This window comes from Kaistia nematophila (assembly GCF_026343855.1).
Lineage (GTDB): Bacteria > Pseudomonadota > Alphaproteobacteria > Rhizobiales > Kaistiaceae > Kaistia > Kaistia nematophila.
In genome coordinates, this window is the sequence record NZ_JAPKNK010000002.1 from 354,405 (window position 1) to 379,682 (window position 25,278).

Consider the following 25,278-nt stretch of genomic DNA (forward strand, 5'->3'; position numbering starts at 1 on the left):
TAGATCCTCCCCTCGCCTGTCCTCGTCAGGCAACCCTGAGCATGCCGGCGTCCGTCTTCTTCGCGGACCGGTCGACCAGCTTGTTGTCGATCCTGTTCTCGATCAGGAATCTGCGTGTTTCGTCATAGACGTTGCCCCAGGCCGCGTTGAACGCGTCGAAGCGCCATTGCTCCCAATAGTCCTCGAGCACGAAAGCGCTGTTGCCGAAGACGTCGTAACTCGGGATCCGGTAGGTCTCGGCGAACTCGGCGGTACGGCTGTCATAGGTGAAGTAGATCGACGGCACGCCGTTCGCGAGCGCCATCAAATTGCCGTGCAGCCGGTAGCCGAGCACCAGGTCCTGCTGGCGGACGAGCGCTTCATAGTCGGCGACGACATCCGAATAGAACAGCCGCTCGCGATAGAGCCGCTCCATCGCCTCGTCGAAATACCATCGCGACGCCCAGCCGTCCGCGCGAAGCGAGGCGATCGCCTCCTCCTTCTGCGCGTCCGTCCCGAAGACGAGCTTCTTCTCCTCCACCTCGCCCTGCGCCATCAGCACGGAATCGAAACGGCCGGCGAGCGACTTCACCAGGTCGCGATGGAACGTCAGATAGCGCTCGATATTCTGCGCATAGGCCGGCGAAACCTCGCGTCGGAGCGTGATGCCGATCTTCTGGATGTCGGCGAGCGGCCCCAGCTTGATGCTGAGGTTCGGATCGAGCCGTCGGAAGGCCGTCGGGCAACCGACGATCCGGACATTGTCGATGCCGAGGTCGCCGAGAACTTCCGCAGAGAATGCACCGCGCACGCCGATCGACGTGCTCAGGTCGGCAATGACCCGCAGCACCTCCTTGGTCGCCTCGGAAAGTTCCATCCGCCCCTTGACCGGAGCCTGTGCGCCGATGCCGAAAGCAAGGACCGGCAGGCCCAGCTTCTTCAGCACGGCGGCGGCATCGTGCCATTCCATCTCGCCGTGAATGTAGTTCGAGCCGCGCAGCAGGACGTAATCGTATTCGTCGCGCAGCCGATCAAGACTGGACCAGTCCGGATTGTCGATCTCGAGAACGCCGATCTTGTCGAAGCTCAGCACCTTCAGCGAGGAATCGAAGACGAACGCGTCTCCGATGTTGTGATAGCGATCGATGGAGCGCTGTATGTTCTGGTACTGGTACCAGCGTACCGAGTCGTGATCATAGATCTCACCGGATGGGATCATTACCAGCAATCGTGCCATATCGGCCTCCTCCTTATCCCCCCAGGGATATTCCGCGCCTGTCTCGGGCGGTTTGCGCGCGATCGCTCACGCGCGTTCGAGTTGGCCGGCCTCGGCGTCATGCGCATGGGCATGGCGATCGAGAACGGCGCGATAGAGAGCGAGATGCTGCTCGGCGCAATCGACATGGCCGAGCGGGCGACGCATCGTGCCGCGCAGGCTCTCCCACACCTGACCGTTTGACAGCACGTCGACGAACCGATCGGCGAGGTCCTCGGGCGAGCCGACGCGGAAGTGCAGTCCGTCCTGCCCGTTCCGCACCTTCTCGGCCATGCCGCCGATGTTGCTGCAGAGCAGCGGGCGGCCGTGGAACAGCGCCTCCTGGATGACGACCGGCGAGTTCTCCCACCAGATCGACGGCACGACGACCCAGTCGACCGTCTGCATCAACTCGGGGAGCTCGCTGTTCTGGTAGGAGCCGTAGAAGCGAACCCGGCTGCCGGCGTCCTCGATCAGCTTCCGCATGCGCGCCTGGAACTCGGGCGGCTGGAATTCGAGGTTGGCGCCGAAAATCATCAGGCGGGAATCTTCGCCCCAGACCCGTTCGGGCACGCGCGCGACCGCGTCGATCAGCACGTCGACGCCCTTGAATGGCGTCATCTGGCCGAAAAACGCGAAACGGCTGCGGCGCTGCTCCGCACCGGGCAGGACCCGCGGCGGCGCCGGCTCGGTCATGGCCAGGCCATTCTCGATGACGAAGAGCTTGTCCGGCGACAGGCCCCAGGCGGCGTAGCGCTCGGCGAGAAAGCGGCTCGGCGAGACATAGACATCTGCAAGCTCAAGCATCGAGCGCACGAAGCGCTCTCGCTTCAGGAAGCCGGCCGGCGCGATGTCCGGAAAGCAGCTGTGGCAATCGGTCGGCGACGCGCGTCGGCAGAGCTGGTTGCTCCTGGTCTTCACCATCTGGCCGTGATGGTGGCAGATCGACAGGAACTCATGGAAGGTGACGATGATCGCCGCATCGGGAAGCGCCTCGCGCACCGCATAGAGCGCTTCGAGGCCGAGCCCGAGGATGTGGTGGAAGTGCACAACGTGCGGATTTATGTCGCGAACGAAACGCACGAGGTCGCGACGGATATCATCGGTGTTGCGGTTCGACAGATAGAAATGATCGAAATCGTCGCTGTGGAACAGGATGTCCGACGCGCTCTGGCGCAGGCTCATCAGCGCCGTGCCGGAATGGCGCGGCGTGGGTGAACCGACCCGCGCAAGATAGACGGATTTGACCCCCGCCAGCGCGTTCAGGCCCTTGTGCAGGTTATGCGAGGCGATCTCGCCGCCACCGAGCGACAGGCTCGGATGACCGTGGCTGATGACGAGGACACGAAGATTCTCGGTCATGCCGCCTCCGCATGCGCCATGGCGGTGAGAGTTTCCGCCCAGCGGGCATTGAAGACAGCCCTGTCGACGCTACGGGCATGCATCTCCCAGGGATTGACGCTGTCGGCCGGCGCCTCGGCGCCCAGCACGCGCACGCCGGGCAGCCACCAGGCCTTCAGCCCGGCCTTGGCGAGGCGCAGTGCGAGGTCGAGGCCTTTCTCGCGATTGCCAAGATAGCCGTAGCCCTCCTGGCCGAGGCTCGCCATCGCCGCCTTTGACAGGATGCAGCATTCGAGATTGGCGGCCGGCGTCGCGGCGGGGGTGATCGCGTCGAGCGTCGCGGCCGGGTAGCCGACATAGTTCTCGGCGAGGCCGCCCTCCTCGCTTGACAGCCGATAGCCGGCCCAGCGGATGGAGTCGTCCTCGTAGATCAGGGCGGGCGAGATGATCGAGAAGGCGTCATGCTCCAGATGCGCGGCGCGCAGACGTCCGAGCCAGCCGCGCTCGGCCGGCACCAGCGCGGCCGAGAACAGCACCACGCGATCGGTCCTGGCGACATCGGCGCCGACGATCAGGGCATCGAATACATCCGAGAAGGCGCTGACCCCCACCAGATCGATCGACAGGCCGTAGAAGTCAGCGAGCCGGCGGATTTCGCCGCGCAGTTCGGCGATCGTCTGCTCGGGACCGGCGAGCACGATTGGTGCCGTCCGGATCTGTGGGTCGAGCGCCATCAGGGCGATCAGCGTCGTGGCATCCGCCGTTTGTCCGTCGAGCCCGATCACCAGCGTCGTGTCCGCGCCGCCCGGGCTCGGCACGCCGACATGCTCGATGCCCTCGACTCCGGCCGGTTTGGTCGCCGCCGACGCCACCAACGGAATGAGCTGCCGCTCGACGATCTCCGAGACGGAGATGGCGCGGGCGCTGATCGACTTCAGCTGGCGGGTGACAGCTTCGCGATAGGAAACCCGCTTCGGTACGACCGGCAGGTAGGCCGGCGGCGCGTGCGGAATGACGAACTCGATGTAAACGGGAGCGCTGCCGTCGGGATCGAAATCCGGCACGAACGCCACGAAGCCATGACCGTGCCGATCGGGGTCGAGCTGCGACAGGAAGGGCGCCTTGCCATCGAAAGCGCGCGTGACATCCGGCCGATCCGTCCGGCTCCAGACCGGCTTCAGGTCGACGGAAGCCTGCCGGCGGCGCAGCCTGATCGCACCGACGCGATGGTCGGGATCGAGCAGCCAGCCGCTGATCAGCAGGCCGCCCTGTTCGATGCGCAGCGCGTGATCGATCGCCATCCTCACAGGAAGGGCGAGAGAGGAAACCGTGTCGAGGCCTTCGTAACGATAGGCCGCATCCCGCAAACGGCCGATGACCTCGGCCGGACCGCGCAGTTTTGGCAGGATGGCGCGGGCGTAGCCGGGCGTATCGCGGGGCGAAGCCAGAAGCCGCTGTTCATAGACATCGGCATAGCGCCAGCCGTCGCGGCTGCGCACATAGACGCGCTGCATGCCGAAGGGATCGATCGGCTCAGGCGCGACCAGCACGGCCGCGAAGCCCTTGCCGCTATTGTTCAGATCCTGGCGGTCAAAGGCGGCGGCGGTGCACTCGGCGATCTGCGGCGTGGCTCCGCCGATCAGCACGCGGCTGACGCCCGGCATCATCTCCTGCGACCATCCCTGCAGATAGACGTCGCCATCCTCGAAAGCGCCGATGATCTCGATGAAGCCGTCCGCCTTGGCGCCGGCCTCGACGAGCGCGGTCATCGCCGCAAGTTTGCGCCGGCTCATCGGCCCCTGACTCAGCATGCCGACGATGGCATCGACCACCGCCGGCGTGCCGGGTCCGGCAAGATCGCCGATGGTGGCAGCGAGCGCGGCCGGCCGCATCAGGTCCGGCAGCACGCGGTAGGAAAGGGCGCGCCCCTGCCCGCGAAACGTCACGGCGTTCAGCCGCTGCCCCTTCAGCGGACCGGTGAAGACGAGCGCCACGAAACCATGCGAGGCCCGCCCCTTGCTGTCGACGAGAGGCCAGCTCACGACCGGCGCCTTGCCCGGCAGAGTCGGATCGGCGTTGAGCATGATCGGCTGCGCGCCGCTCAACGACGGGCCGGAGCCGAGGATGAGGACGAGCGTCTCGTTGATCGGGCATGCGATCGCGGTCTCGACCTTCGGCTGGGCGGTCGCCTCCCGGCGGTGCGATCCGCCCGGCGTCCCCTTGGTCGTGGCGCCCGGCTCCTTGGGAGTTGCCTCCACCGAGCCGGGTTCTTCATCGCCGCGATAGATCATTCGCTTCCGGTCCTGGTCGTGTCAGTTGAGAAAGGCGATCAGCGCCACGCCTGCGCCCACCGCCGCCCCGATCAATCCCGCGAGCAGCAGCAACAGCGGCTTGGCTTCGCCACGGCCCCGCCGCGCCAGCGCGTCGATACGCCCCTCCAGGCCGGCGACGATGCCGTCGAAGCGCATCAGAAACACCTCCAACTCGGAGAGGCGGCTGACGATCTCGGTCTGCGTGGTCTCGATGTGCTCGAGCTGGGCGGGCGGGGCCTCGCCTGTCGCGGCGCCCTCGGCATTGCGCTGGATGCCGCGCTGGTTGAGCTGAAGCTGGCGCTGAGCCGCCATCAGCACTTCGAGCTTTTCCAGCACGCGCGTCAGCGGCGCCGCGATCAACGCCTCCGCCGCCTGCTCATCCAGCGTCGGCGCGTAGAGGACGCGCTCCTCGCCCGTGGGCGAGATCGCCACGATCGAGAGATCGCGCTGGCGGTTGATGACGCCTTCCGGCAACGGAATGTCGAAGGCATGCTGGCCGTCGCCGACGCCGTTGCGGCGCAGGTCGGAGCGCAGCTTGTCGGCTGTCGCCTCCACGAGCTTCTCGGAGCCGAGCGAGACAACGATCTGCATCCGCGCGCTCGGCTGGCTGCGATCGAACGCCCAGCCATAGAGGCGGCCATTGTCGATCGCATCGACCCGGCCTGTCAGGCCGACCGGAACCTCGGTGGCCTTCGGTTTCTGCTGCAGGGGAATGGCTTCCGCGGCGGATGGCATGGCGAGCTCCTTCAAGCCGGGATGTTGGCGTGCGAGAGCGCGCCGAAGAGGGTGAGATAGTCGCGCGCGACGTCATCGACGGTTGGCGGCGACACGGCGTTGGCGGAGAGCCGCCGCCAGAGATCGGGATCAGCGGCCGCCTGGCGCAGGGTCCGCGCGAGGTCGATCGGATCATCGGGCGCAACGGTCAGGCCGTTGACGCCATGCTTTATCATCTCGGCCATGCCGCCAATGCCGCTGACGATGACCGGCCGCCCCTGCTGCTGCGCCTCCTGGATGACGAGCGGGGCGTTTTCCCACCAGATCGACGGCACAACGACCCAGTCCACGGCCGCCATCAGGCTCGGTACGTCCTGCCGACGATAGGGACCACGCCGCACGACATGCGACGACGTCCGCGCGAAGCGCTCGTCGAGCTCGGTCTTGAACGCATCGGCCTGGAACGGCGTACCGCCATGGATACGGAGCTCGAAATCCGTGCCCGACCCGATCAGCCTCTCTGCCGCGTCGAGCAGCACAGTGCCGCCCTTCCACGGGTTGAGATTGCCGAAATAGCCGAAGATGTTGCGAGGAGCACCGTCCTCGCGCAGCGACGGCACCCTGCCACCGTCCGGCTGGCCGTTTGAAATGACGTCGATCTTGTCGGCGTCCAGGCCCCAGGCGATGAAGCGATCCCGCAGGAAGGCGCTCGGCGAGACAAAGCGGTCGACCGTCGTCAGCAGCGTCTTCAGGTAGCGCTCGCGCAGCAGGAACTGATCGGCGGCGACCTCGGGAAAACAGCCATGGCAGCGGTCGGGCGACGCGCCATGGCAGCGCTCGCGCCCGGTGGTGCGCATCATCAACCCATCATGGGCGCAGATCAGGTAATAATCGTGCAACGTCATGACGATTTGTGCTTCCGGCAGGACCCGGCGCACGAGTGCCGGGAACTCCGCGCCGATCAGCAGCAAATGATGGATATGCACAACGTCGGGCCGGAACTCGCGCAGAAGTTCCTCAAGGTCGGGAATCACGCCGTAGAGATCGACCTGGCTCATGAAGAAGCGGTCGAAATGTCCCGCCCAGAGCAGCATCTCGTCGGCACCGCTGCCGATGCCCTGGAAGCTGGTGCCCGGCTTCTCGTCACGATGGATCCGGTTTGTGGCGCCGAGAAAGAGAGCCTCGTGCCCCGCGCGCTGATAGGCGCGGAACAGGTCGTGCGCGAATATCTCCGTGCCGCCCGGATGCAGGTCGGGATGGTTGTGCGCGACGACCAGAATGCGTTCGGCCATGCTCACCCCTTCTTCTCGACCACGAGGATGTCCTGGTAGTGGGCCGCCTTCTGGCCGCGCCAATGCCCAAGGCTCTTCAGGCAGAGCGAAAGGCCCAGTCCCTGTATGACCCGCTCGAAGAAGCCATCATCGAAGCCGACCGCGGAAAGCGGCGCGGTCCGGTCCACCAGCCAGGCCGGCCCCTCGCCCTCACGCTTGAAAGCAAGGCGCGGATCGCGCTGCGGCAACGCGCGCTGCGCCACCTCGTCGAGGATGAAGGCGGTGATGAAAAGACGGCCGCCCGGCACCAGCAGGCGGCGCGCCTCGCGGATATAGGCGGCGATCTCGCGAGGCGGCAGATGGGTCGCCACCGAGACCATGAAGATGAACTCGAAGCTCTCCGGCTCGAAGGAGAGGCGCAGGGCCTCGCCCTTGATGGCGCCCTTGGGGTTGTAAATGTGATGGGCGACATCGATGTGGTCGAAGCGGAAATTGTCGTAGACGGGCGTGATGTGCTGCTTGCACCATGCGACGCCGTCGGCGACCGGATCCACGCCCCAATAGGCGCCCGCCGGCGTCAGGTATTGCGTCAGCGGCACGGCGATGCGGCCGATGCCGCTGCCAATATCGAGCACGCGATCGTCCGGCAGGAGACCACCGAGCCGCACGAGATGGCCCAGGAATTCGGACCCGATCGCCCGGTAGTCGCCATCGCCGACGAAAATGCTGTCGATGGTCGGTTCCGGCAGAAAGCGGTTTGCCTGGACGCCCTGCATCAGCCAGGCAAGCCGGGTCTCGTCGAAATCCGGCCGCAGGGGAGCGTCGCCGACGGATTTCAACACGGTCACGGCGGCGGTCATGCGGCGCTCCTGCGTCCGGCGAACGCCGTTTCCGCGCCTTCCGGCGAAGCACCCGCCTCGCCCATCAGCGCACCAATGACAGCGTCCCAGCGCTGGGTGTGGAGCCAGGAATTGTAGCGCGAGGCGATGCCGCGCACGTAGTCGCCATTGCGGCGCATCGAACGGCGCTCCAGATGGTAGAGCGCGACGCCCGGCTCATAGGCGATGTTCTGGCCGGAGGCCCGGATCTTCAGGCAGATGTCGCTGTCCTCGTAGTCGCCGATCACATAGTCCTCGGTGAAGCCACCAGCCTCGACGAAGGTCTCCCGCATCATGACGAGGCAAGCCCCCGTCACGGCCGGAACCAGGCGGGATCGGTTGGCCGGCGCATGGGCGCCCGGCATTCCCTTGAAGAAATGATGGTTGAGCCAGGTCCCGCGCGCGTCGCGCTGGAAATAGAGGCCTGCATGCTGCAGTGAGCCGTCCTCGAACAGGAGCTTCGGACCGACCGCGCCGATGCGGGCAGAGCCGCCGAGCCTGTCCGCAAGACGGGCGAGCCAGTTGCCGTCGGTCGGGATCACGTCGGAGTTCAGGAGATTCACCACCAGCCCGCGTGCGAGTTCCACTCCGGCATTGTTGGCGCGGGCATAGCCGGCATTGGCATTCATGACCGCCAGCGTCATCGGCATCTTGTAGAGCCGGTAGAGCCCGCCGAGCAGGTGACTGACATCGTCGGCCTGCTCGGGCGAATCGAGCACGAAGATGATCTCGGCCTGGTCGCGCAGGCCAGGGTCTGTGGCGAATGCGGCAATCTGGAAGCGCAGGTAATCGAGCACGCGATAGAGCGGGATCACGATCGAGAAGACGGGCTCGGCGAGCACCGGACCAAAGTGCTCGACCTTGGCGATCGCCGCGGACTTCACGACGCGGCGCTGGATTTCGGCCAACGCCGGGCCCAGCGTCGTCGCCAGCAGGTCACCGGTCGCATGCTGCAGCGGAACCGAGCGGAGCGCCCCTGCCCGCATCGTGGCGGCGTCGATCGGCTGCGGCTTCGGAATGAGCTTGGTTTCGGTGCCGGAGCGCAACCGCATGCGGAAACGCGGCTGCAGGATCGGACCGGCCGGCTTGTCATGCGGCAGATAGGCGATGAAGCCCGTCGCGTCGTCGCGGCCGGCACCTTCCGCCGTGCCGACCCGGCCGGGAAATTTATGCCAGACCGCGTCGAGCGGACGCGTTGCCTCGGCGGTCACATGGTCGATGCCGGCGATCAGCGCCTGGGGATCGCGAAACCAGCCGCCGACGAGCAGGCCACCATCCAGCGAAAGGGCGAGATCGACTTCGGCGCCCGGCTGAAATGGCGCCAGTTCCACCGCCTTGGGCGGCAGCGCGGCACGCGCCTGCATGTCGATGACGGCAAGCCGTGCCTCTTCCGATTTCAGCGACAGCGAACGGACGAGAAATTCGGTGAGAGCGCCGTCATTGCGCCGCGTCCCCCACCAGCGAAGGAAATTGGTCGGTCGCGCCCCCGCCTTGGCGAGGGCACGGATCGCGGTGCCGTTTTCGCCGACGAGAACCAGCGTACCGGATGCGAGCGTGGTCTCGTTGCCCTCGACGAGCAGCGTCAGGCCGAGCCGGCCGCTGCGGTCGGGCTTGCGGGCATAGACCTCGCAGGCCAGGCGGCGAACGCCATGCTCGGTCACGAGATGAGCCGACGAGATCGCGCCTAGATCGGCGCTCGTGCTGAACTCGACCAGGGCGGTGTCGCGCGTCGGCATGCAGGCGAGCGCCGCCGGAGCGTTGCCCGGCTGCAGTTCCTGCGTCACGAACTGCACGGCCTCGGCAAAGGCCGGCGAGCGCGACAGGCGGAAAGCGCCGCACCAGGACGTCAGCAAGGCGGTCAGCAGGGAAACGCGGGCGCGACCATCGAGATCGTCGATAAGGGCGGCGATGTCCGATCCGATGAACGGATCCGCGGGATCGACGTCGATCGTGTCGGACGGACCCAACGTGCCAGCGGAAACGATCAGCCTCAGGGGCGTGCGGGCGCGCAGCGCCCAGAGGATGCGGGTGCCACCATCGACGCGGCCCAGCCGAAGGCTGGCGAGCGGCGCGATGATCTCGCCATCCTGCCGGACGCAGCGTGGCGGAACCGAACAGGGTCCAGGAATGTCCCAAACTATCAGCGACACGTCCGAGGCCAGCTTGATGCTGCGGATCGCGTCGGCATGACCACCGGAAGGCGACAGCGGGACGATTTCCAGCATGCCGGGCACCTCGATATCGCAAAACGCAGGGGAACACTCCTACGGCGTCCGGTGGGAGGGAACCGGACGCCGCAGGCGATCGGCCGACTAGTGTCAGCCGATGACGAAATAGCTGCTCGGATGGTTCTGGACGTCGTGGACATCAACGTTGGCCAGCGTGATCGAGTCGCCGTGGCCAAGATCAATGACAGTGCTCGTGCCGACCTGGGTCGCGCGAGCGGCCAGATCATCTGCGGACGTGATGTCGGTGCCGTTGATGTTCTTCTGGATCTGAAGAATATCTTCACCGGCCTGGAAGTCGAGAACGACGTCGTTGCCGCCACCACCGGTGAATACGAACACGTCCTGGCCATTACCGCCGGTCAGGATGTCGTTGCCGGCGCCGCCGATCAGGATGTCGTTGCCATTGCCGCCATCCAGGATGTCGGCGCCATCGCCGCCCGAAAGGACGTCGTTGCCGTTGCCGCCAAGCAGGATGTCGTTGCCGGCGCCGCCATCGAGGATGTCGTTGCCGTTGCCGCCGTCGAGGATGTCGTTGCCCTCGCCGCCGTAGAGCTGATCGTTGCCGTTGCCGCCGAACAGCTGGTCATGGCCTTCGCCGCCGAAGAGCGTGTCGTTGCCATTGCCGCCGAACAGCAGATCGTTGCCGGCATCGCCGTAGAGCGTGTCATCACCCGCTTCACCGAAGATCGTATCATCGCCGTCGCCGCCGAATACGAAGTCGTCACCGGCATGAGCGAAGATGATGTCGCTGAAGCGCGAGCCGAATAGGACGTCGTCATACGCCCCGCCTTCTAGTGTGGCCATTGAGGTCTCCTATGTCAGTCGCATCTCGCCGCCCAGATCGAAGTATCTCCGCGGCCGTCATATCTGCCGCGACCGCTTCGAGTCCCGAAAGATATGACGCACTGCACTATAAGCGAACGGTAGAGACATTCAACGCCAAAGACAAGGATTCTACTCTCTAGATCGCAATTAAACTAGCGCAATTAAGGTCTTATAGCCGTTTATTTGCACGTTTACTTGTATGTCTATAGAACTAATTTGATTCTAAATTTGAACTATATTCAACGCCAAATTGCTGCGCCGCAGCATTGCGGCACAGTCTCACTCCTCGTGGAAGGCGCTGTTCAGGCTGTCGGTGATCGGCGACAGCAGGTAGTCGATGGCGCGGCGCGGCTTGTTGATGATCATCATGTCCGCCGGCATCCCGGGATAGAGCCGCACATCGGGGGCCGAGGCGAGCGATTCCGGCAGGACCTCGGCGCGCGCGACGAAATAGGCGGAGTTCGTCCGCTCATCGACCTCATGATCGGCGGCGATATAGGTCAGCTTCCCCTCCAGCGGGGCGTGGTTGCGCTGGTTATAGGCTGTAAGGCGGATGCGGACCGGCGCACCGACGCGGATCGTGTCGATATCGGTCGGGCTCACACGCGTCTCGATGATGAGCGGCTCGTTCTCGGGCACGATGTCCATCAGCGGCGCTCCGGCACTGATGGCGGCGCCGATCGTGCGCACCTGCGCGTTGACGATTACGCCGGCCTCCGGCGAGCGCACCTCCAGGCGGCGGAGCACGTCGCGCGAGGCGACGATCTTCTCGTCGACATCGGCCAGCTCGCCACGCGTCGTGGCGATATCCCCCGACACCTGCTGCAGCCAGTCCGAGGCCAGCGCCAGCAGCTCCAGCTTGGCGCCGGCCTTGGCCTGCTCGGCCTTTGCCTTGTTCGCAACGAGCTCGCCGCTGTTGCCGACGAGCTGACTGGCGCGCGAATCGATCTCCAGGAGTTGCGAACGCTTCGACAGCCCCTTGGCCACGAGCCCCGCGATCGTGTCGCGCTGCTCCTGCAGCAGCTCGCTCTGCCGCTTGGTCGCCACGATCTGAGCCGTCAACGCGGCCGTCTCGGCGTCATGCTGCTCGATCGCCTTGCGCTGGACATCGAGGCGGCCGGCCTTGGCGGCGCTGCGGGTCATGAAGAATTTCCGCTCCGCCTCGACCGCATCGCGGGCGGCCGGGTCCGTCGAATCGAGCAGTTCACGCGGGAAATCGACCTGGTCGGCATCTGCCTGCTCGCTGCGCAGCCGCGCCAGCTTCGCGATGAGGGCGAAGCGGCGCGCGGTCAGCTGCTGCAGCTCGGAGCGGGCGCGCGTGTCGTCGAGCAGGATCAGGGGCTGGCCGACCTTGACCACGTCCCCTTCCCGCACCAGCAGCTTCTTCAGTATGCCGCCCTCGTAGTGACTGATCGTCTTGCGCTTGGTGTCGACGATGACGGAACCGGAGGAGACGGAGGCGCTGTCGAGATTGGCGGAATAGGCCCAGCCGGCGAAGCCGCCAAAGCCGATCAGCACCGCCGCGACGCCGGCGATGACCGGCATCCGGAAGTTCGGCTCCTTTTCCAGCATCTCGGTGCGCGCCTGGCGGATCGTCGAGGGATAGACGATCGCCGGAACGGCTTCGCGCCGCGCCCGTTCGAGCTCGGTTCTGGTCTGCTTGGGCAATGTCATCGACGATCTCCGCCTTGCGCGATAGCCGGGCTGGACTTGGGCGGCGCCGGGCGCTCGCCGGTCATCGGCGCGACGATATCCGTGCGCGGGCCATACTGGGAAACCCGGCCGTTCTCGAGAACGAGCAGCTTGTCGGCCACCTCCATGATGGCGGGACGATGTGCGATCATGATGACGATCGCGCCGTCCGCCTTGGCCGTGCGGATGGCGCGGATCAGCGCCGCCTCGCCGGTGGCGTCGAGATTGGCGTTCGGCTCGTCCAGAACGATGAGACGCGGGTGGCCATAAAGGCAGCGCGCCAGGGCCACGCGCTGGCGCTGGCCGCCCGAAAGCGTCAGGCGTGCGTCACCGACCGGCGTGTCGTAGCCGAGAGGCAGGCGCCCGATCATCTCATGCACATCGGCGATGCGGGCGGCCTCGATCACGGCGCGCGGATCGCCCTCGTCCATGCGGGCGATGTTCTCGCGGATCGTACCGTCCAGCAGCGAAACCGATTGCGGCAGGTAGCCGACCAGCTGGCCGAACGAGGACCGCTCCCAGAGATAGACGCTGTTACCGTCGAGATAGACGCCGCCGGCGGTCGGCTTGATGATGCCGACGAGCAGGCGCGCGAGCGTCGACTTGCCCGCAGCGGAAGGCCCGATCACGCCCAGCACCTCGCCGGGCGACAGGCTGAAGGAGATGCCCTTGATGATGGGGACATCCTGTCCCTGCGCCGCGTAGATGAGGCGATCGACAACGAGGTCGCCCTCGGCGACCGTGGTAGGCATGGTCTGGCGTTCGGAACCCTCGCTTTCAAGCAGTTCGCGCACCCGCTTCCAGGCGCCGCTCGCCATGATCCATTGGCGGCTGTTCTCGACGACGCTGTCGAAGGGCAGCAGCAGGCGGCCCATGACGATCGTCGCGGCGATCATCGCGCCGCTCGTGATCTCCTGCCGGATCGCCAGGATGCAACCAAGCGCCAGCACAAAGAGTTGCATTCCGTATCGCAAGGTGCGCGTCACGGTCGAAATGATCTTGCCGCGCCGGTTGCCCGTCTCGAGAAGCTGGAGGGCGCTCAGTTGGGCCATACGCCACTTCGAAGCCAGGGCCGACAACATGCCCATGCTCTCGATCGCCTCGGCGTGACGGATCTGGCCGGCGATGTTGGTGATCGCCTCCACATTCGCCTTGTTCGCCTCGCTCAGCAGGCCGCGCGTGAAGATGTCCATCGCCACGCTGGATATGATCAGGATGAGCACGGAAACGATTCCGGCGATGCCGAAACCGGGATGCAGCATGAACAGCACGGTGAGGAAGATCGGGCTCCACGCCGCCTCGAGCGGCGCGCTGACCGCATGACTGGTCAGGAAGTTGCGGATGTCGGAGAGATCCCGAAGCGCCTGCGCGGCCTTGCCGGCCCCTTCCCGCGCCGAGGCCCGGATAGACGCCGTCAGCACCGGCTCGTTCAGGCGGCGCACCAGCCTTCCGCCCATCACGAGGAAGACCTGCGAGCGGATGAAATCGAGAATTCCGTAGAGAAGCAGCGCGCCGCCCGCCAGAACCGACAGCATCGCCAGCGTGTCCATGCTACGACTGTTCAGAACGCGGTCGTGCACCTGAAGCATGTAGAGCGGGACAGTAAGTTGCAGAACATTGATGAATGCACTCAGGATTGCAGCATAACCCAATCCCGCCATGAAGGAGCGCCGTGCTTCTATAGCCACAGCCTGGGGAACAGTTGCCTTCCCCGACACCTTCGCCGCCGAAACATTTGGCGACGTTGCTTCAATTTTCGGCATAATATTGTATTGCCTTGAAATTGTCATTTCCGAACTTTATCGTTCAGCTTCAAGGGTGTCCAGAACATACATTTAGTCGAATTTTCGGACAAACTTACTGAGTTCTTGATTCGGTATCGTCTATAAGGGTGGGAGATTCCAATCCGATGATGCGGCAATCTAGAATAGTTGGAATTTTGAACTAAATTCAGCAATGCGGGGTCATAATGACGCGAGAGCTTCTGCAAGCGGCGGTAGAAGTTGAAGAGTCGGAGGGCAGCTACTCATCCGGCAATCCGGCCTCCAGCGTGATCACCGTGGTCACCGAGCATGATCGGGGCCATGTCACGCATTTCGAACTGGCAAGGACGATCGAGCGGGTAAACCGCCGCTTCACCGACCTGCTCCGGATCGAAATGGGCAAGCTCGGCGTCGGCGACATCGGTCCTGCCCAGGTCATGGTGCTGTTCACCATCGGCAATGGTGAGCTCTCGGTGCGCGATCTGCTCGATAAGGGCCACTATCTCGGCTCGAACGTCTCCTACTACCTGAAGCAACTCGTCGACCTTGGCTATATCGACCGCGCCGCCTCGCAGCGCGACCGGCGCTCCGCGCGTATCAGCCTGTCGCAGAAGGGCCACGACCTCTGCAACGCGCTTCGCACGGCGGACGACACCTATCACCGCCTGCTTGTTCGCGATGAGGACGAATCGCGCGAGCTCGACAACGCGTATCGCCTTCTCCAGAAGCTGGAGCTGGTCTGGACGAATGCCACCCGCTACGGCGCCTGACGGTCGGCGTCGATCGATGCGTTCGCCACGAGGCCTCCCGGCGTGAGGGTGCTGTTCATTCACCGGCGCGGCGTGGGGCAGTTCGAACACCTCGCCGCCAACCTCGCCGCCAGCGGCAGCGAGGTGACCCTGATCACCGAGAGTGTCGACCGTCGCCTGCCGGGCGTACGGATCGTGCGGCACCGGGCCGAGCCGCCGCCGAGGCCCGGGGTCGTGCAGAGCAGCCCGCTGGCGACGACCGAACACCACGTGCGCATCGGCATGCGTGTCGCGGAGACCCTCGAAGCGCTGGTGCGCGCCGAGGGTGCACCCGACATCATCCTCGGCCACATAGGCTGGGGCAGCATGATGTTCGTAAAAGACGTCGTGCCCCGCAGCCCGGCGCTCGGCTACTGCGAATTCTTCTACAGCGCCGAGGGCGCCGATGTGGGGTTCGACCCGGCCGACGTCATCGATCTCGACGTCCGCCAGCGGCTTCGCCTGCGCAACGCGGCCCAGCTCGTCACCCTCGACGCGATCGAGGCGGGACTGAGCCCGACCGGCTGGCAGCGCAGCCGCTATCCCGAAAGCACCCAGCGCCGGATCGCGATCTGCCATGACGGCATCGACGTGCGCCGGTTCCGCCCCGACACCGGGCGCGGCATCGCCCTCCCGGACGGACGCGTCATCAAGGCCGGCGATCCGATCGTCACCTTCGCGGCGCGCGACCTCGAGCCCTATCGCGGCTTCCCGCAGGCCGTGAAGGCGGCGGCGCGGGTACTGGAGCGCAACAAGGACGCCATCTTCGTCTTCGTCGGCGGCAATTCCAACAGCTACGGCGCCTCCCGCCGTGACGGAAAAACCTGGAAAGACGCGATCCTGGAAGAAACGCCGCTCGATCCACAGCGTGTATTCTTTCCAGGTCAGGTTCCGCACGCAATATTGACGCGTCTATTCCAGATCTCGACGGCGCACATCTATCTCACCTATCCGTTCGTCCTGTCCTGGTCGGTGCTGGAGGCGATGTCCTGCGGCGCGCTGGTGATCGGCTCGGCGACTCCACCCGTGCAGGAGGTGATCCGCCACGGGCAGAACGGCCTGCTGGTGCCGTTCTTCGAACCCGAAGCGCTCGCCGAGACGATTCTGGACGTACTGGCGCGGCCGAAGGCCTTCGTGGACCTCCGGCGCAATGCGCGCCAAACCATCATCGAGCGCTATGCGCTCGACAAGTGCCTGACGCGGCAGCGCTCGCTGATGGCTCAGTTGCTGGGGGCTTCGATGCGCTCGGTAGCCGCGGCCGGCTGAGGCCGGAGATCGGCGACCGGCTCGGCGACGCAGGATTTCAGCGTACCCGTATAGAGCATACCGAGCAGCGGCATCACGCGCGGCCGGGAACCGTCCCCGTCGGCATGGGCGACATTGTCCTTCGGCACATGCCTGGTCACGCCCGGCACGTTCTGCGAGGCCTGCAGGGAGCAGGTGAAACTCGCCGGTTCCTGCAGCAGCGCCGGACCGGGATACAGGAAGTCGCAGCTTAGCATCGACAGCAGGAACTTGAAGGCGCCGTCGCGGACGCCGCCCTTCAGCATGGCCGCCTCGACGGTATCGCTCGCCATCGCGATTTCCAGCGGCGAAATGTCCGGAGCGCAGACATAGGACAGGGCGAGCGGCCGCCCCTTGTCGAAGGTCAGCTTGAGGCGGAAATCGCCGAGATCAGCGGTTGTCGCGGCAAAGCGGCGGTTGCTGTAGACGCGGGGCGGCAGCCCGCAGGTCTCGATCAGCGTCTTGGCGTCGATGATCCGCGCATCGGCGAAATGATAGGGATCGACCGGCAATGGCATGCCGCGCGGCCGGAACGGCGCCGCAAGGATCCGCTCGAGATCATCGGCGATGATGTCGGCAACGATCGTCGTGGCGATCGGCCGGGAATAGTGCCCCTGATCGGCATAGAAGCTCGGATCGGTCACGACCTCGCGGCCGAAGCGGCGCATCAGCTGACGCGACACGTTGACGATCGCGGTGTCATACCAGTCGGAGAGGTAGTGCATGCCCGCGTCGATCGACGGAACCGAGCTGATATAGGAACCGCCGCGCTGGCCGAACACCAGCGATACGATGCGCAGGTCGGGATTGATCGACAGCGCATGGCGGATTACGCCCTCGTAGAAGCGGGCCCAGTGCCGGAACGGCCGGCGCTCGTCGCCATAGACGAAGGCGTCGTTCAGCGCATATTCGATGATCAGAACCTCGGCATTGGCGAGATGATGCTCGTTCGCCTTCAGCTGGAACAGGCCGAAGCCGGAGGTCGTGCCGCCGACGGAGAGATCGGCGATGACATCAAGCGGCAGGCCGCGATGCGCCATCCGCGCCAGCAGCGTCGGCCAATAGCCGGGCTGCATGACCGTGTTTGAGCCGCCGATAACGATAGTCCGGAGCGCCATGCGCGCATTCCTCCCTGCAACTTCCAAACGCGACGAGGACCTCAGTCCGTCACCGGCCTTACGGCGGCGCGGCCGGCCGAAGACAGCCCTCCGCAGCGCCAGACGCTGTAGGGCGTCTTGCTGTCCCAATCGAAATAATAGGCGGCCTCGACCCGGCCGGCCGTGATATCCCGGTCGATGATGGCGCGCAGCTGGTCGACCAGGACGGCGCGCTTCTCGTCGGAGATCGGACAAGTTGGCGAGGTGTTCGCGACACCCCATTCGGTGATCCAGCACGGCTTGCCGGCCCGGTCGACGCCGCAGAAAGAAAGCGCATCGCGCACGAGCGCATCGCGGCGCGCCCGCGTGCCGCCGCTGCCGGGATAGACGTGGATGCCATAGGCGTCGACGAGCGTGTCGAGGCCGCTCGCCTGCATGCGGGCCGTCCATTCCGCCGGCGGGATGATCTCCAGCCCGACGCGCCGCGAAAATGGTAGCGGCATGTCCGAAAGACCGGCCGAGATCAGCTTCGCATCGCGGTTCAGCTTCGAGGCCCGCATCTCCTCGCCGGTCACACGGACGATCGCGACATAGCGGTCGATGCCCTGCGCGACCTTGGCCGGGTCGCCCGGCGTGATGGCGGAGTCGGATTTCGGCTTTCGCACGGTAAGATCGCCGTTGTAGCCGGCCCAGTTGATCTCGTTGCCGGGCTCCACCGCGACGACTGGAATGCCCATGACATCCAGCTTGGCCAAGGCATCGCGGATCACGACGCGATAGCGCTCGGGATCGAGATCGGACAGCCGGTAGGCATCATGGCTGCGGCCCATGGCCGAGCGGCGCTTGGTGCCCTCGGGATAGAAATCGGGATTGTTCAGCGAGATTTCGAGCAGGATGCGCAGTCCGGCCTCATGCGCGATGCGGACCGCATCCAGGCTCGGATCGACCGGCGCGCTCAGCGACAGGCGCACCGAAACGACATCGCTCTTCTTCATCGCGTCGATGATCGCCTGCCGCTCGGCCGGTTTTGCCCAGCCAAGATTGACCCGGTTGAAGCCGAGTTCGGCAGCATCGGCCGGCACACCGAGAACCGCGCCGAGCCACGCCATCGCCCCGGCAAAGGCCGGAGCGATGCGCGACAGAGGACGTGGATCAGGCCGGCTCATGCGCGCGGACCGCCGCGACCGGGGGCTTGGCGACGAGCGACGCCGGCGCCTGCTTGATGCCGATATCGTTCAGCGCGGTTCGGAAATTGGTCTCGCAGGCGTTGTATCGGTCGATTACCGCCGGCGCGTCGATGGTCGACAGGAACTCCTTCAGATAGGCCTTTTTCTGCGGCTCGCGGTTCCAGATCCCTGCCTCGATATGCGGGAAGCCGATGAATTCCAGCATCTCGCGCATGCGATCGTCGACGGCGATCATCAGCGACGGGATGCCGGCCTGCATGGTGATAATGCAGCCGTGGAAGCGGCGACCGAAGGAAAGATCCAGCTGCGACGCCCAGGTGCGCCAGCGATTGGTGTCGAAGAAGACGTGCAGCTCGTTCTTCCGCTGCCACTTCTCCTGGTGCTTGTATTCGAGCGGCGCGACGATGCGGCCCGAGGGCGCGTCATAGGCGGCCGTGGTGTCGTCGCCGACGATGTTCATGTTGTAGACGACGACTTCGTCCTGGATGACGTAGTGCGCGGTGCTGTCGGGCTTCAGCAGCACATGCGCGTCGACGATGGTGTCGGCCACGCTGCCAAGATAGCCGCCGAAGGCGATCTTCTGGGATTCGACCAGGCCGGGATTGGCAATTCCGTTGAGCGCCTGGCGCATGCCATCCGGATTGAAATAGAGCGACGGGCAGCCGGTCGGCCGCACGAACTTCATCCCTTGTTCCTTCAGGAACTCGGAGGTGAAGTAGCCGCGGGTCAGGAAATAGCTCTCCTTGGCGCGCAGCACCTCGAGGAACTTCTGCGTGCCGGCCGGCAGGTCGTCGCGCAGATTGGCCTTGCGCTGGATGCCGATGCCCATGACGACGACCGGCATCTTCAGCTTCTCGAACACCTGCGCTTCCAGATCGGCCGAATAGCCGGGGCGGAGCAGATTGGCCGAGGCGAACACGCAGATGTCGAAGGACCGGCTGATCTCGTCATAGACCTCCTGCGACGCCAGGCTGTTTGCGAGGTGCCAGAACGGCATGTAGACGACGTCATGACCCCGGAGCGCGTGGCCGGCGCCCTCGCCGATCAGGTAGTTGCCGGTGTTGGCGATCTTCTTGACCTGGTCGATGACGTCCTTCTTGGAGCGGATGTCGTCGAAATACGGCCGGTGGCGCACCGTCGCGCCGGTCACGCCGGCCACGGTTCTCTGCAGGTAGGAAGGGATGCCGGTCAGCAAGATGCGCATGACGCTCGTCCTCTGAATGATTGCGTATCCGAAACGGGGCGCCGCCCTGCCCGGCCCGGATGGGCGCGGGCGGGCGGGAAGCGTGCGAACTAGTTCAGGCCGATATCGCGAAGCGCCGTCCGGAAGTTGCTTTCCCGGTCGTTGTACTTCTCCACTACCTGCGGAACGTTCAGATCCGCCAGGTGATCGGACACGAATTCGGCGCGGTCGTTGGCGGCTTCGAGCGCAGACGCCTCGACCGCCGGCAGCCCGGTGAAATTGAGCATCTCGCGCATGCGGTCATCGACGGCGACCATCAGGCCGGGCACGCCGGACTGCAGCGCGATGATGTTGCCGTGGAACCGGCGACCGATGGAGAAGTCCATCGACGAGGTCCAGGCGCGCCACTGATTGGTGTCGAAGAAGGTGTGCAGCTTCAGCTTGCGCTGCAGCTGGTCGGAATGCTTGTAGCTGAGGTCGCCAATCATCCGGCCCGAGGTCGAGTCAAAGACACGACCGTCCTTGTTGGGCTCGACCTTCATGTCGAAGTGCAGGAACTCGTCCTGCACCACATAGAAGTTCTCGCTCTCCGGCTTGCTCAGCATGTTGACGTCGCGGACCGCTTCTTCCGTCGCGCCGAGATAGCCCGAGAAGACGGTACGGCCGCTGCCGACCTTGACCTCCGGCAGCCGCTTCAGCGCCGTGCGCATGTTGTCCGGAAGGAAGTAGACCGACGGACAGCCGGTCGGACGAACGAAGGAGAAGCCGCGCGACTTCAGGAACTCGGCCGTCTCATAGCCGCGCGTCAGGAAGTAGTGCTCCTTGCCCTTCAGCACGTCGAGCAATTGCTGGGTGCCGGCGGGCAGGCCGGACTCGAGATCGGCGCGGTTCTGGATTCCGATGCCGAGCATGACGATCGGCATGTTGAGGTTCTTCAGCACGAGCGCCTCGGCGTCGGCCGACAGCCCCTTGCGCAGCAGGTTGGCGCAGGTGAAGACGCAGATGTCGAAATTGGAGTTGATCTCGTCGAGGCCAGTGCCGTTCACGCAGGCATTATGCAGATGCCAGAACGGAACCTGCGTGGCGCTCGACGGCATGGCGCGCAGAGCGCCCTCACCGATCAGATAGTTGCCGGTGTTGGAGATGTTGCTCAGTTCGCGGAGGAAAGCTTCCTTGCTCTCGGGCTGAAGCTGCTGCTCGCCGTAGTTGACGGTCGCGCCCTTCGCGCTCCGGACGAGCCTCGTATAGTGACCGGGAATGCCTGTGATCAGGATTCTCGAACGCATGCAGACGTACCTTTCCTCAGATTCCGGAGCTGTCAGGCGACGGCCGGAACGTCAATCTCGACGATGGGTTGATCGACCGGGCGGCGCGGCGCACGCGCTTCGATCCGGGGGGTAGACGAAACGGTCCGGTCGCACCATTCGACGAACGGACCGAAGGAAGCCGCCCAGGAACGCCCGGAAGCGGTGAACAGGCCGCCTTCGCGCAGGCGGGCGAGGCGCGTGCGATCGCGCGCCAGAGATTCCACGGCGGCGGCGAGGTCGGCGACGATTTTCAGGTCCGCCTCACCCTCGATGAGCAAGCCGTCGCGGCCGTTGGTGACGAGCTCGTCGACGGCGCCGACGGCGGTCGCCACCGGCACGCAGCCGACCAGTTGCGCCTCCGCGATCATCAGCGGTGCGCCTTCCCAGCGCGACGGCATGATAAGGATGTCACCCCAGGCGAGGATCGCCGCGATCTCGCGACCGCCGAAGATCGGCGGACGGACGGTGACGCCGAGTTCGCGCAGCTTGCCGGTCCATGAACTTGGCTGCTCGGCGAGGATCTCGCCACCGACCGCCAGCGCCTCGAACGGGATATTGCGCGAGCGCAGGTCCTGCAGCGCCGCATGGATGCGGTCGATACCCTTCTGCGGCTCGAAGCGACCCATGTAGAGGATACGGAGAGGCGCATCGGCGGGGCGCGCCAGCCGGCTTTCGACGATCTCGGTCAGGGCCTTCGGCTTGACCGAGATGCTCGGGGCGTTGGCGACCGCGAAGATCTTTTCCAGCGGCACGCCATAGCTGTGCAGGTAGACCTTGAGCTGCTCGGAGCAGGTCAGGAAGGCGTCGTAGCAATGCTCGTGCGCGATGGCGGCGAAGGGCTGGCCGGCCGGACGGCGCAGCGGCGTCTCGTCAACGACATGCAGGTAACATGCGGTGCGCGCGCCCTCCGAGCGCAGCCGCGCCATCAGCGGATGCACTGCCATGACGTGATTGTTAATGATCAGGTCAAAGCCCGAGAGCTGGCCCTTGAGCGCGTTCCAGTCGACGTCGTGATATTCGGCGATGAAGTCCTGGCCAAGAAAGCGGTTGGTGCCGCCCCAGGCAGGGATGCCGTTCTTCCAGAAATGGATGAAGTCGAACGAGTCATCGAACTCGTCGAGCACGTCCATGCGGGCATTGCCGAGCACGAACAGATGCGTTTCGAAGCCTTCGGCCTTGAGCTCGCGCGCTGCCGCGAAGGCGACCTTCTCGGCGCCGCCAAACGAGGCATTGGGCACCAGCAGCGCCAGGGTACGCTTGCTAGACTGCGCGTGACCGAGCGGCAGCACGGGCGAGCCCCCCACCTCGGTGCGAAGCTGCTTGTAGAGCTCCGACAGCGCCGGCAGCCGCGAGCCGCGCCAGGTCCAGCGCTTCGCCGCGACCGCCTGCAGCGGGCTGGTGGCGATCGTGTGGACGAGGTTGATCAGCGACTGCTCCGGCGTTGCGGAGGCGCGCTTCGGCGCCTCGGCCGGAAACGGGAAGCGTACCTTCACCACCGCCACCGTTGGCCAGACCTGGTCGGCCGCGATCGAACCGAGCCATTCGAGAGCGTTGTTGCGGATGGCATCGCGAACGATGGCGGAGGACATGAACACCAGGTCGGCGCGTCCCTTGCGGACATGGCCGGAAGGCTGGATCTCGATATCGATGCCGCGCTCGGCGGCGACGTTGCGGATCTGCACGAAGCAGACATTCGCCGCCTCGGTCGCCCGCTCCAGATGCATGAGCAGGTTGGGCCAGAGCCGCGACTGCTTGAGGAGCTTCAGCGTCTCGACGCTGCCGGCCGCCAGGAAGGGCGGGAAATGGAAATTGTCCGGCTCGGCGGCGCTGCCCCAGAAGGCGCGGATCGCCTCGTCGAAATCGAGCTTGGTCGGCTCCATCGTCGGATCGGTGAAGCAGGCGATGGTGCCGTCGCCCGTGCGCAGCATGGCGTAGCGCGGGGCTTCCTCATGCTCGAAATCGACCAGCGTCGAACGGCGGAACAAAGTCTTGTGGCGGCGGCGCAGGAAGCTCAGGGAGGCGGCGCGGTCGCGGTTCGCTTCCTTGAACCGACTTTCGGCCCTGAGGCGATATTCGAACGCCGTATCGTGGCACGGCACGCCGACGAAACCCGCCTCGATGCAGGACAGCCAGAACTCCCAATCCTCGAAGCCGTTCTGCCGATCGGCGTCGAAGCGCACGCCGGCATGGAATACGTCGATCGAGATCATCGAGCCGGTGTCGCAGATATTGTCGGAGACGCAGTGCGTCAGCCGCGAATAGCCGTCGCCGTAGTGGGCGCCCCAGCGCACCGAAAAGGTGTCGATATTGGTGTAGACCCAGCCGCACTGCTCCGCCTTCAAGCGAGCATAGAGCGTCTCGATGGTCGTCGGCAGAACCCGGTTGTCGGCGTCGAGGAAGTAGACCGCCTTCGCATCCGGCAGGTTCTCGACGATGAAGTCGATCGCGCGGTTGCGCGCCCCGCCCGGGCCGGCGTTCGGCCCGAAGATGACGTGCAGTTCCGGACGCGTCGCCGCATAGAGGGTCAGCGCATCGAACACCTCGCGGCGGGGATCGCCATCGACGGAGACCACCACCTCGACGCGGCATTCGGTGGTCGAGGCGAATGCGGTCTCGAGAGCCTCGACGGCGAGCGCCGCGTGACCATAGAGCGGCATCGCGATGACGACGAGATCCGCAGCCTCACTGCGCATGGGCAGCCTCCCCGCGCGCCTCGACGTCGAAATGACGGACCAGCCGGAAGTCGAACACCTTCAGCCAGGAGAAGTCGACCGAGTCGCCCTTGGCGCGGCTCAGGATGACGAGGTTCATCATCCGCTGCGTCGGGCTGTCGAGCATGATGTTGATGCTGACCGGCTCGCCGGCCGAAACATCGCGCCAGCCGCTGAAATAGGCCGAGCGGCGCGCCGCCCCCTCCCGTTCGAGGACCGCGATCTCGGATCGCAGATTGGCGGCGCTCGGCGCCAGCAGGAAGCCGACGAAGGCTGGCTTGCCCTCGGCATGGTCGATGACCGCCCGCGCGGAGAAGCGAACCGTTCCCGGGGCCACGACATTCGCGACCGCGCCTGCCGAGATTCCCGCCGGCAACGGGTGGCAGACGATCGCATCCTCGTGCTCGAGGAAGCGGATGGTCTGGAAATCCGGCACGATCGGGCTGACCGAAACGTCGGCCACGGCGCGCAATGCGTCGAGCGGCAGGCGATAGTCCTCGATCCGCCGCCCACCGATCAGCGCACTCGGCGCGATCGAGTTCGGCAGCGCCGTCGGGCGGACGCCCGGTACGCCGGAATAGATCTTGAGCGCCAGCGGCCGGTGATCGAGATCGCCATGCGGCGAGCGAGCGCGTGCGGCATAGCGGCGGCTGGCGATCGGATGCCCCAGCGACGGCGCCGGCGGCTCGGCGCCATTGGCCGAAATGCGCAGCCGCAACGTGCGGGGGCTGCCATCGCAGGCCTTCGGCAGCGAGAAGTAGTTCCAGTCCGCCGCGAGCGCCGAGAAGGGCACTACCCACTCGGCGACGCCCTCGCCATTCTCGAGATAGTCGAGCGTGACGATGACTTCGCCGCTGCCGGCGGCCTGATGGCGGAAATGCAGGGCAAAGCCGCTGACGCCGAAGCTGGAGACGGGGAACAATTGCTCGACCCACCCCTCGCGCATCAGCCTGCCGACGCCCTCGTCCTTCGGATCGACGAAGACGTCATGGGCGAAGATCTCGCTCGCCGCTTCCCAGTTGCGGGCGCGGAACGCATCTTCCAGCACGCGGAAATTCTCGAACAGCGTTTCTCGCTCGCGCCGCAGCATGACGAGTTCCGACGCCATGGTCTGGGCATAGCTCGAAATGCGGCCGAGGCCGGATTCGAGCACTGTCCGCACCAGCGAAGCGACGCCATCGACATCGCGGTCGATGCGAATGACCGGCGGAGCGGGAATGGTCGCCATCTTGGCGAGAGCCGCCGAGGCCACCTCGATCTCGGCCGCGCCGGCCGGCGACGCGACGACCGCGAGCACCGGATAGACGTCCCGCATCGTCCCGTCGCTGCGGAAGAGCTCGTCCGTGAAAGTGACGAGATGGGCCAGCGGACCGGCGGCCAGTTCGGCCCGATCGCTGGCACCCGCCAGCACCATCCGCAGGGTAGCCTTGGCCTGCGTGGAGAAGGCCGGCTCGAACTGGCTC

General features: G+C 65.4%; 18 protein-coding genes. 2 read left to right on the plus strand and 16 right to left on the minus strand.

What is annotated here, in order from left to right:
- Nucleotides 1-25 precede the first annotated feature (25 nt).
- From OSH07_RS05965 to OSH07_RS06010, 10 genes are all read right to left on the minus strand, one after another.
- Nucleotides 26-1,216, minus strand: a complete 1,191-nt coding sequence (locus OSH07_RS05965) for a polysaccharide pyruvyl transferase family protein (RefSeq protein ID WP_266337698.1) — start codon at nt 1,214-1,216, stop codon at nt 26-28.
- 66 nt (nt 1,217-1,282) lie between these two features.
- Nucleotides 1,283-2,596 (minus strand): glycosyltransferase family 4 protein, encoded by a 1,314-nt coding sequence (locus OSH07_RS05970; protein WP_266337699.1) that lies wholly within the window; start codon nt 2,594-2,596, stop codon nt 1,283-1,285.
- Nucleotides 2,593-4,866 carry a hypothetical protein gene (locus OSH07_RS05975; RefSeq protein ID WP_266337700.1) on the minus strand — a complete coding sequence of 758 codons (2,274 nt, stop codon included), beginning with the start codon at nt 4,864-4,866 and terminating at the stop codon, nt 2,593-2,595. The genes OSH07_RS05970 and OSH07_RS05975 overlap by 4 nt, the downstream gene beginning before the upstream one ends.
- 21 nt (nt 4,867-4,887) lie before the next feature.
- Nucleotides 4,888-5,622: a hypothetical protein gene (locus OSH07_RS05980; RefSeq protein ID WP_266337701.1), complete on the minus strand. Its 735-nt coding sequence runs from the start codon at nt 5,620-5,622 to the stop codon at nt 4,888-4,890.
- Between the two features lie 11 nt (nt 5,623-5,633).
- On the minus strand, nt 5,634-6,893 hold the full coding sequence (locus tag OSH07_RS05985) for a glycosyltransferase family 4 protein (RefSeq protein ID WP_266337702.1): 1,260 nt from the start codon (nt 6,891-6,893) through the stop codon (nt 5,634-5,636).
- A 2-nt stretch (nt 6,894-6,895) separates the two neighbouring features.
- Nucleotides 6,896-7,732: a class I SAM-dependent methyltransferase gene (locus OSH07_RS05990; protein WP_266337703.1), complete on the minus strand. Its 837-nt coding sequence runs from the start codon at nt 7,730-7,732 to the stop codon at nt 6,896-6,898.
- Entirely contained in the window at nt 7,729-9,975 is a 2,247-nt protein-coding gene (locus OSH07_RS05995; protein ID WP_266337704.1) for a glycosyltransferase, read from the minus strand. The genes OSH07_RS05990 and OSH07_RS05995 overlap by 4 nt, the downstream gene beginning before the upstream one ends.
- Before the next feature lie 93 nt (nt 9,976-10,068).
- On the minus strand, nt 10,069-10,782 hold the full coding sequence (locus OSH07_RS06000; protein ID WP_266337705.1) for a calcium-binding protein: 714 nt from the start codon (nt 10,780-10,782) through the stop codon (nt 10,069-10,071).
- Nucleotides 10,783-11,082: 300 nt separating this feature from the next.
- Nucleotides 11,083-12,477: an HlyD family type I secretion periplasmic adaptor subunit gene (locus OSH07_RS06005; protein ID WP_266337706.1), complete on the minus strand. Its 1,395-nt coding sequence runs from the start codon at nt 12,475-12,477 to the stop codon at nt 11,083-11,085.
- Complete coding sequence (locus OSH07_RS06010; protein WP_266337707.1) at nt 12,474-14,156, minus strand: type I secretion system permease/ATPase; 1,683 nt, start codon at nt 14,154-14,156, stop codon at nt 12,474-12,476. Before OSH07_RS06010 ends, OSH07_RS06005 begins: the two co-directional genes overlap by 4 nt.
- A gap of 308 nt (nt 14,157-14,464) precedes the next feature.
- On the opposite strand from OSH07_RS06010, the gene OSH07_RS06015 reads away from it, so the two are divergent.
- Both OSH07_RS06015 and OSH07_RS06020 read left to right on the plus strand, forming a co-directional pair.
- The gene (locus OSH07_RS06015; RefSeq protein WP_266337708.1) at nt 14,465-15,028 is read left to right on the plus strand and encodes a MarR family transcriptional regulator; all 564 of its coding nucleotides are present in this window, start codon (nt 14,465-14,467) and stop codon (nt 15,026-15,028) included.
- A gap of 42 nt (nt 15,029-15,070) precedes the next feature.
- Nucleotides 15,071-16,312, plus strand: coding sequence for a glycosyltransferase family 4 protein (locus tag OSH07_RS06020; protein WP_266337709.1), 1,242 nt, complete (start codon nt 15,071-15,073; stop codon nt 16,310-16,312).
- Here the strand turns inward: OSH07_RS06020 and OSH07_RS06025 are convergent.
- The 6 genes from OSH07_RS06025 to OSH07_RS06050 all read right to left on the minus strand — a co-directional run bounded on the left by OSH07_RS06025 (nt 16,267) and on the right by OSH07_RS06050 (nt 25,229).
- Complete coding sequence (locus OSH07_RS06025; RefSeq protein WP_266337710.1) at nt 16,267-17,448, minus strand: SGNH/GDSL hydrolase family protein; 1,182 nt, start codon at nt 17,446-17,448, stop codon at nt 16,267-16,269. The genes OSH07_RS06020 and OSH07_RS06025 overlap by 46 nt on opposite strands.
- Before the next feature lie 41 nt (nt 17,449-17,489).
- Nucleotides 17,490-18,593, minus strand: a complete 1,104-nt coding sequence (locus OSH07_RS06030; RefSeq protein WP_266337711.1) for a glycoside hydrolase — start codon at nt 18,591-18,593, stop codon at nt 17,490-17,492.
- Entirely contained in the window at nt 18,580-19,818 is a 1,239-nt protein-coding gene (locus tag OSH07_RS06035) for a polysaccharide pyruvyl transferase family protein (RefSeq protein ID WP_266337712.1), read from the minus strand. The genes OSH07_RS06030 and OSH07_RS06035 overlap by 14 nt, the downstream gene beginning before the upstream one ends.
- A gap of 89 nt (nt 19,819-19,907) precedes the next feature.
- The gene (locus OSH07_RS06040) at nt 19,908-21,083 is read right to left on the minus strand and encodes a polysaccharide pyruvyl transferase family protein (RefSeq protein WP_266337713.1); all 1,176 of its coding nucleotides are present in this window, start codon (nt 21,081-21,083) and stop codon (nt 19,908-19,910) included.
- A 32-nt stretch (nt 21,084-21,115) separates the two neighbouring features.
- Entirely contained in the window at nt 21,116-23,797 is a 2,682-nt protein-coding gene (locus OSH07_RS06045; protein ID WP_266337714.1) for a glycosyltransferase, read from the minus strand.
- Nucleotides 23,787-25,229, minus strand: coding sequence for a DUF6212 domain-containing protein (locus OSH07_RS06050; RefSeq protein WP_277614196.1), 1,443 nt, complete (start codon nt 25,227-25,229; stop codon nt 23,787-23,789). The genes OSH07_RS06045 and OSH07_RS06050 overlap by 11 nt, the downstream gene beginning before the upstream one ends.
- Between the last annotated feature and the right edge of the window lie 49 nt (nt 25,230-25,278).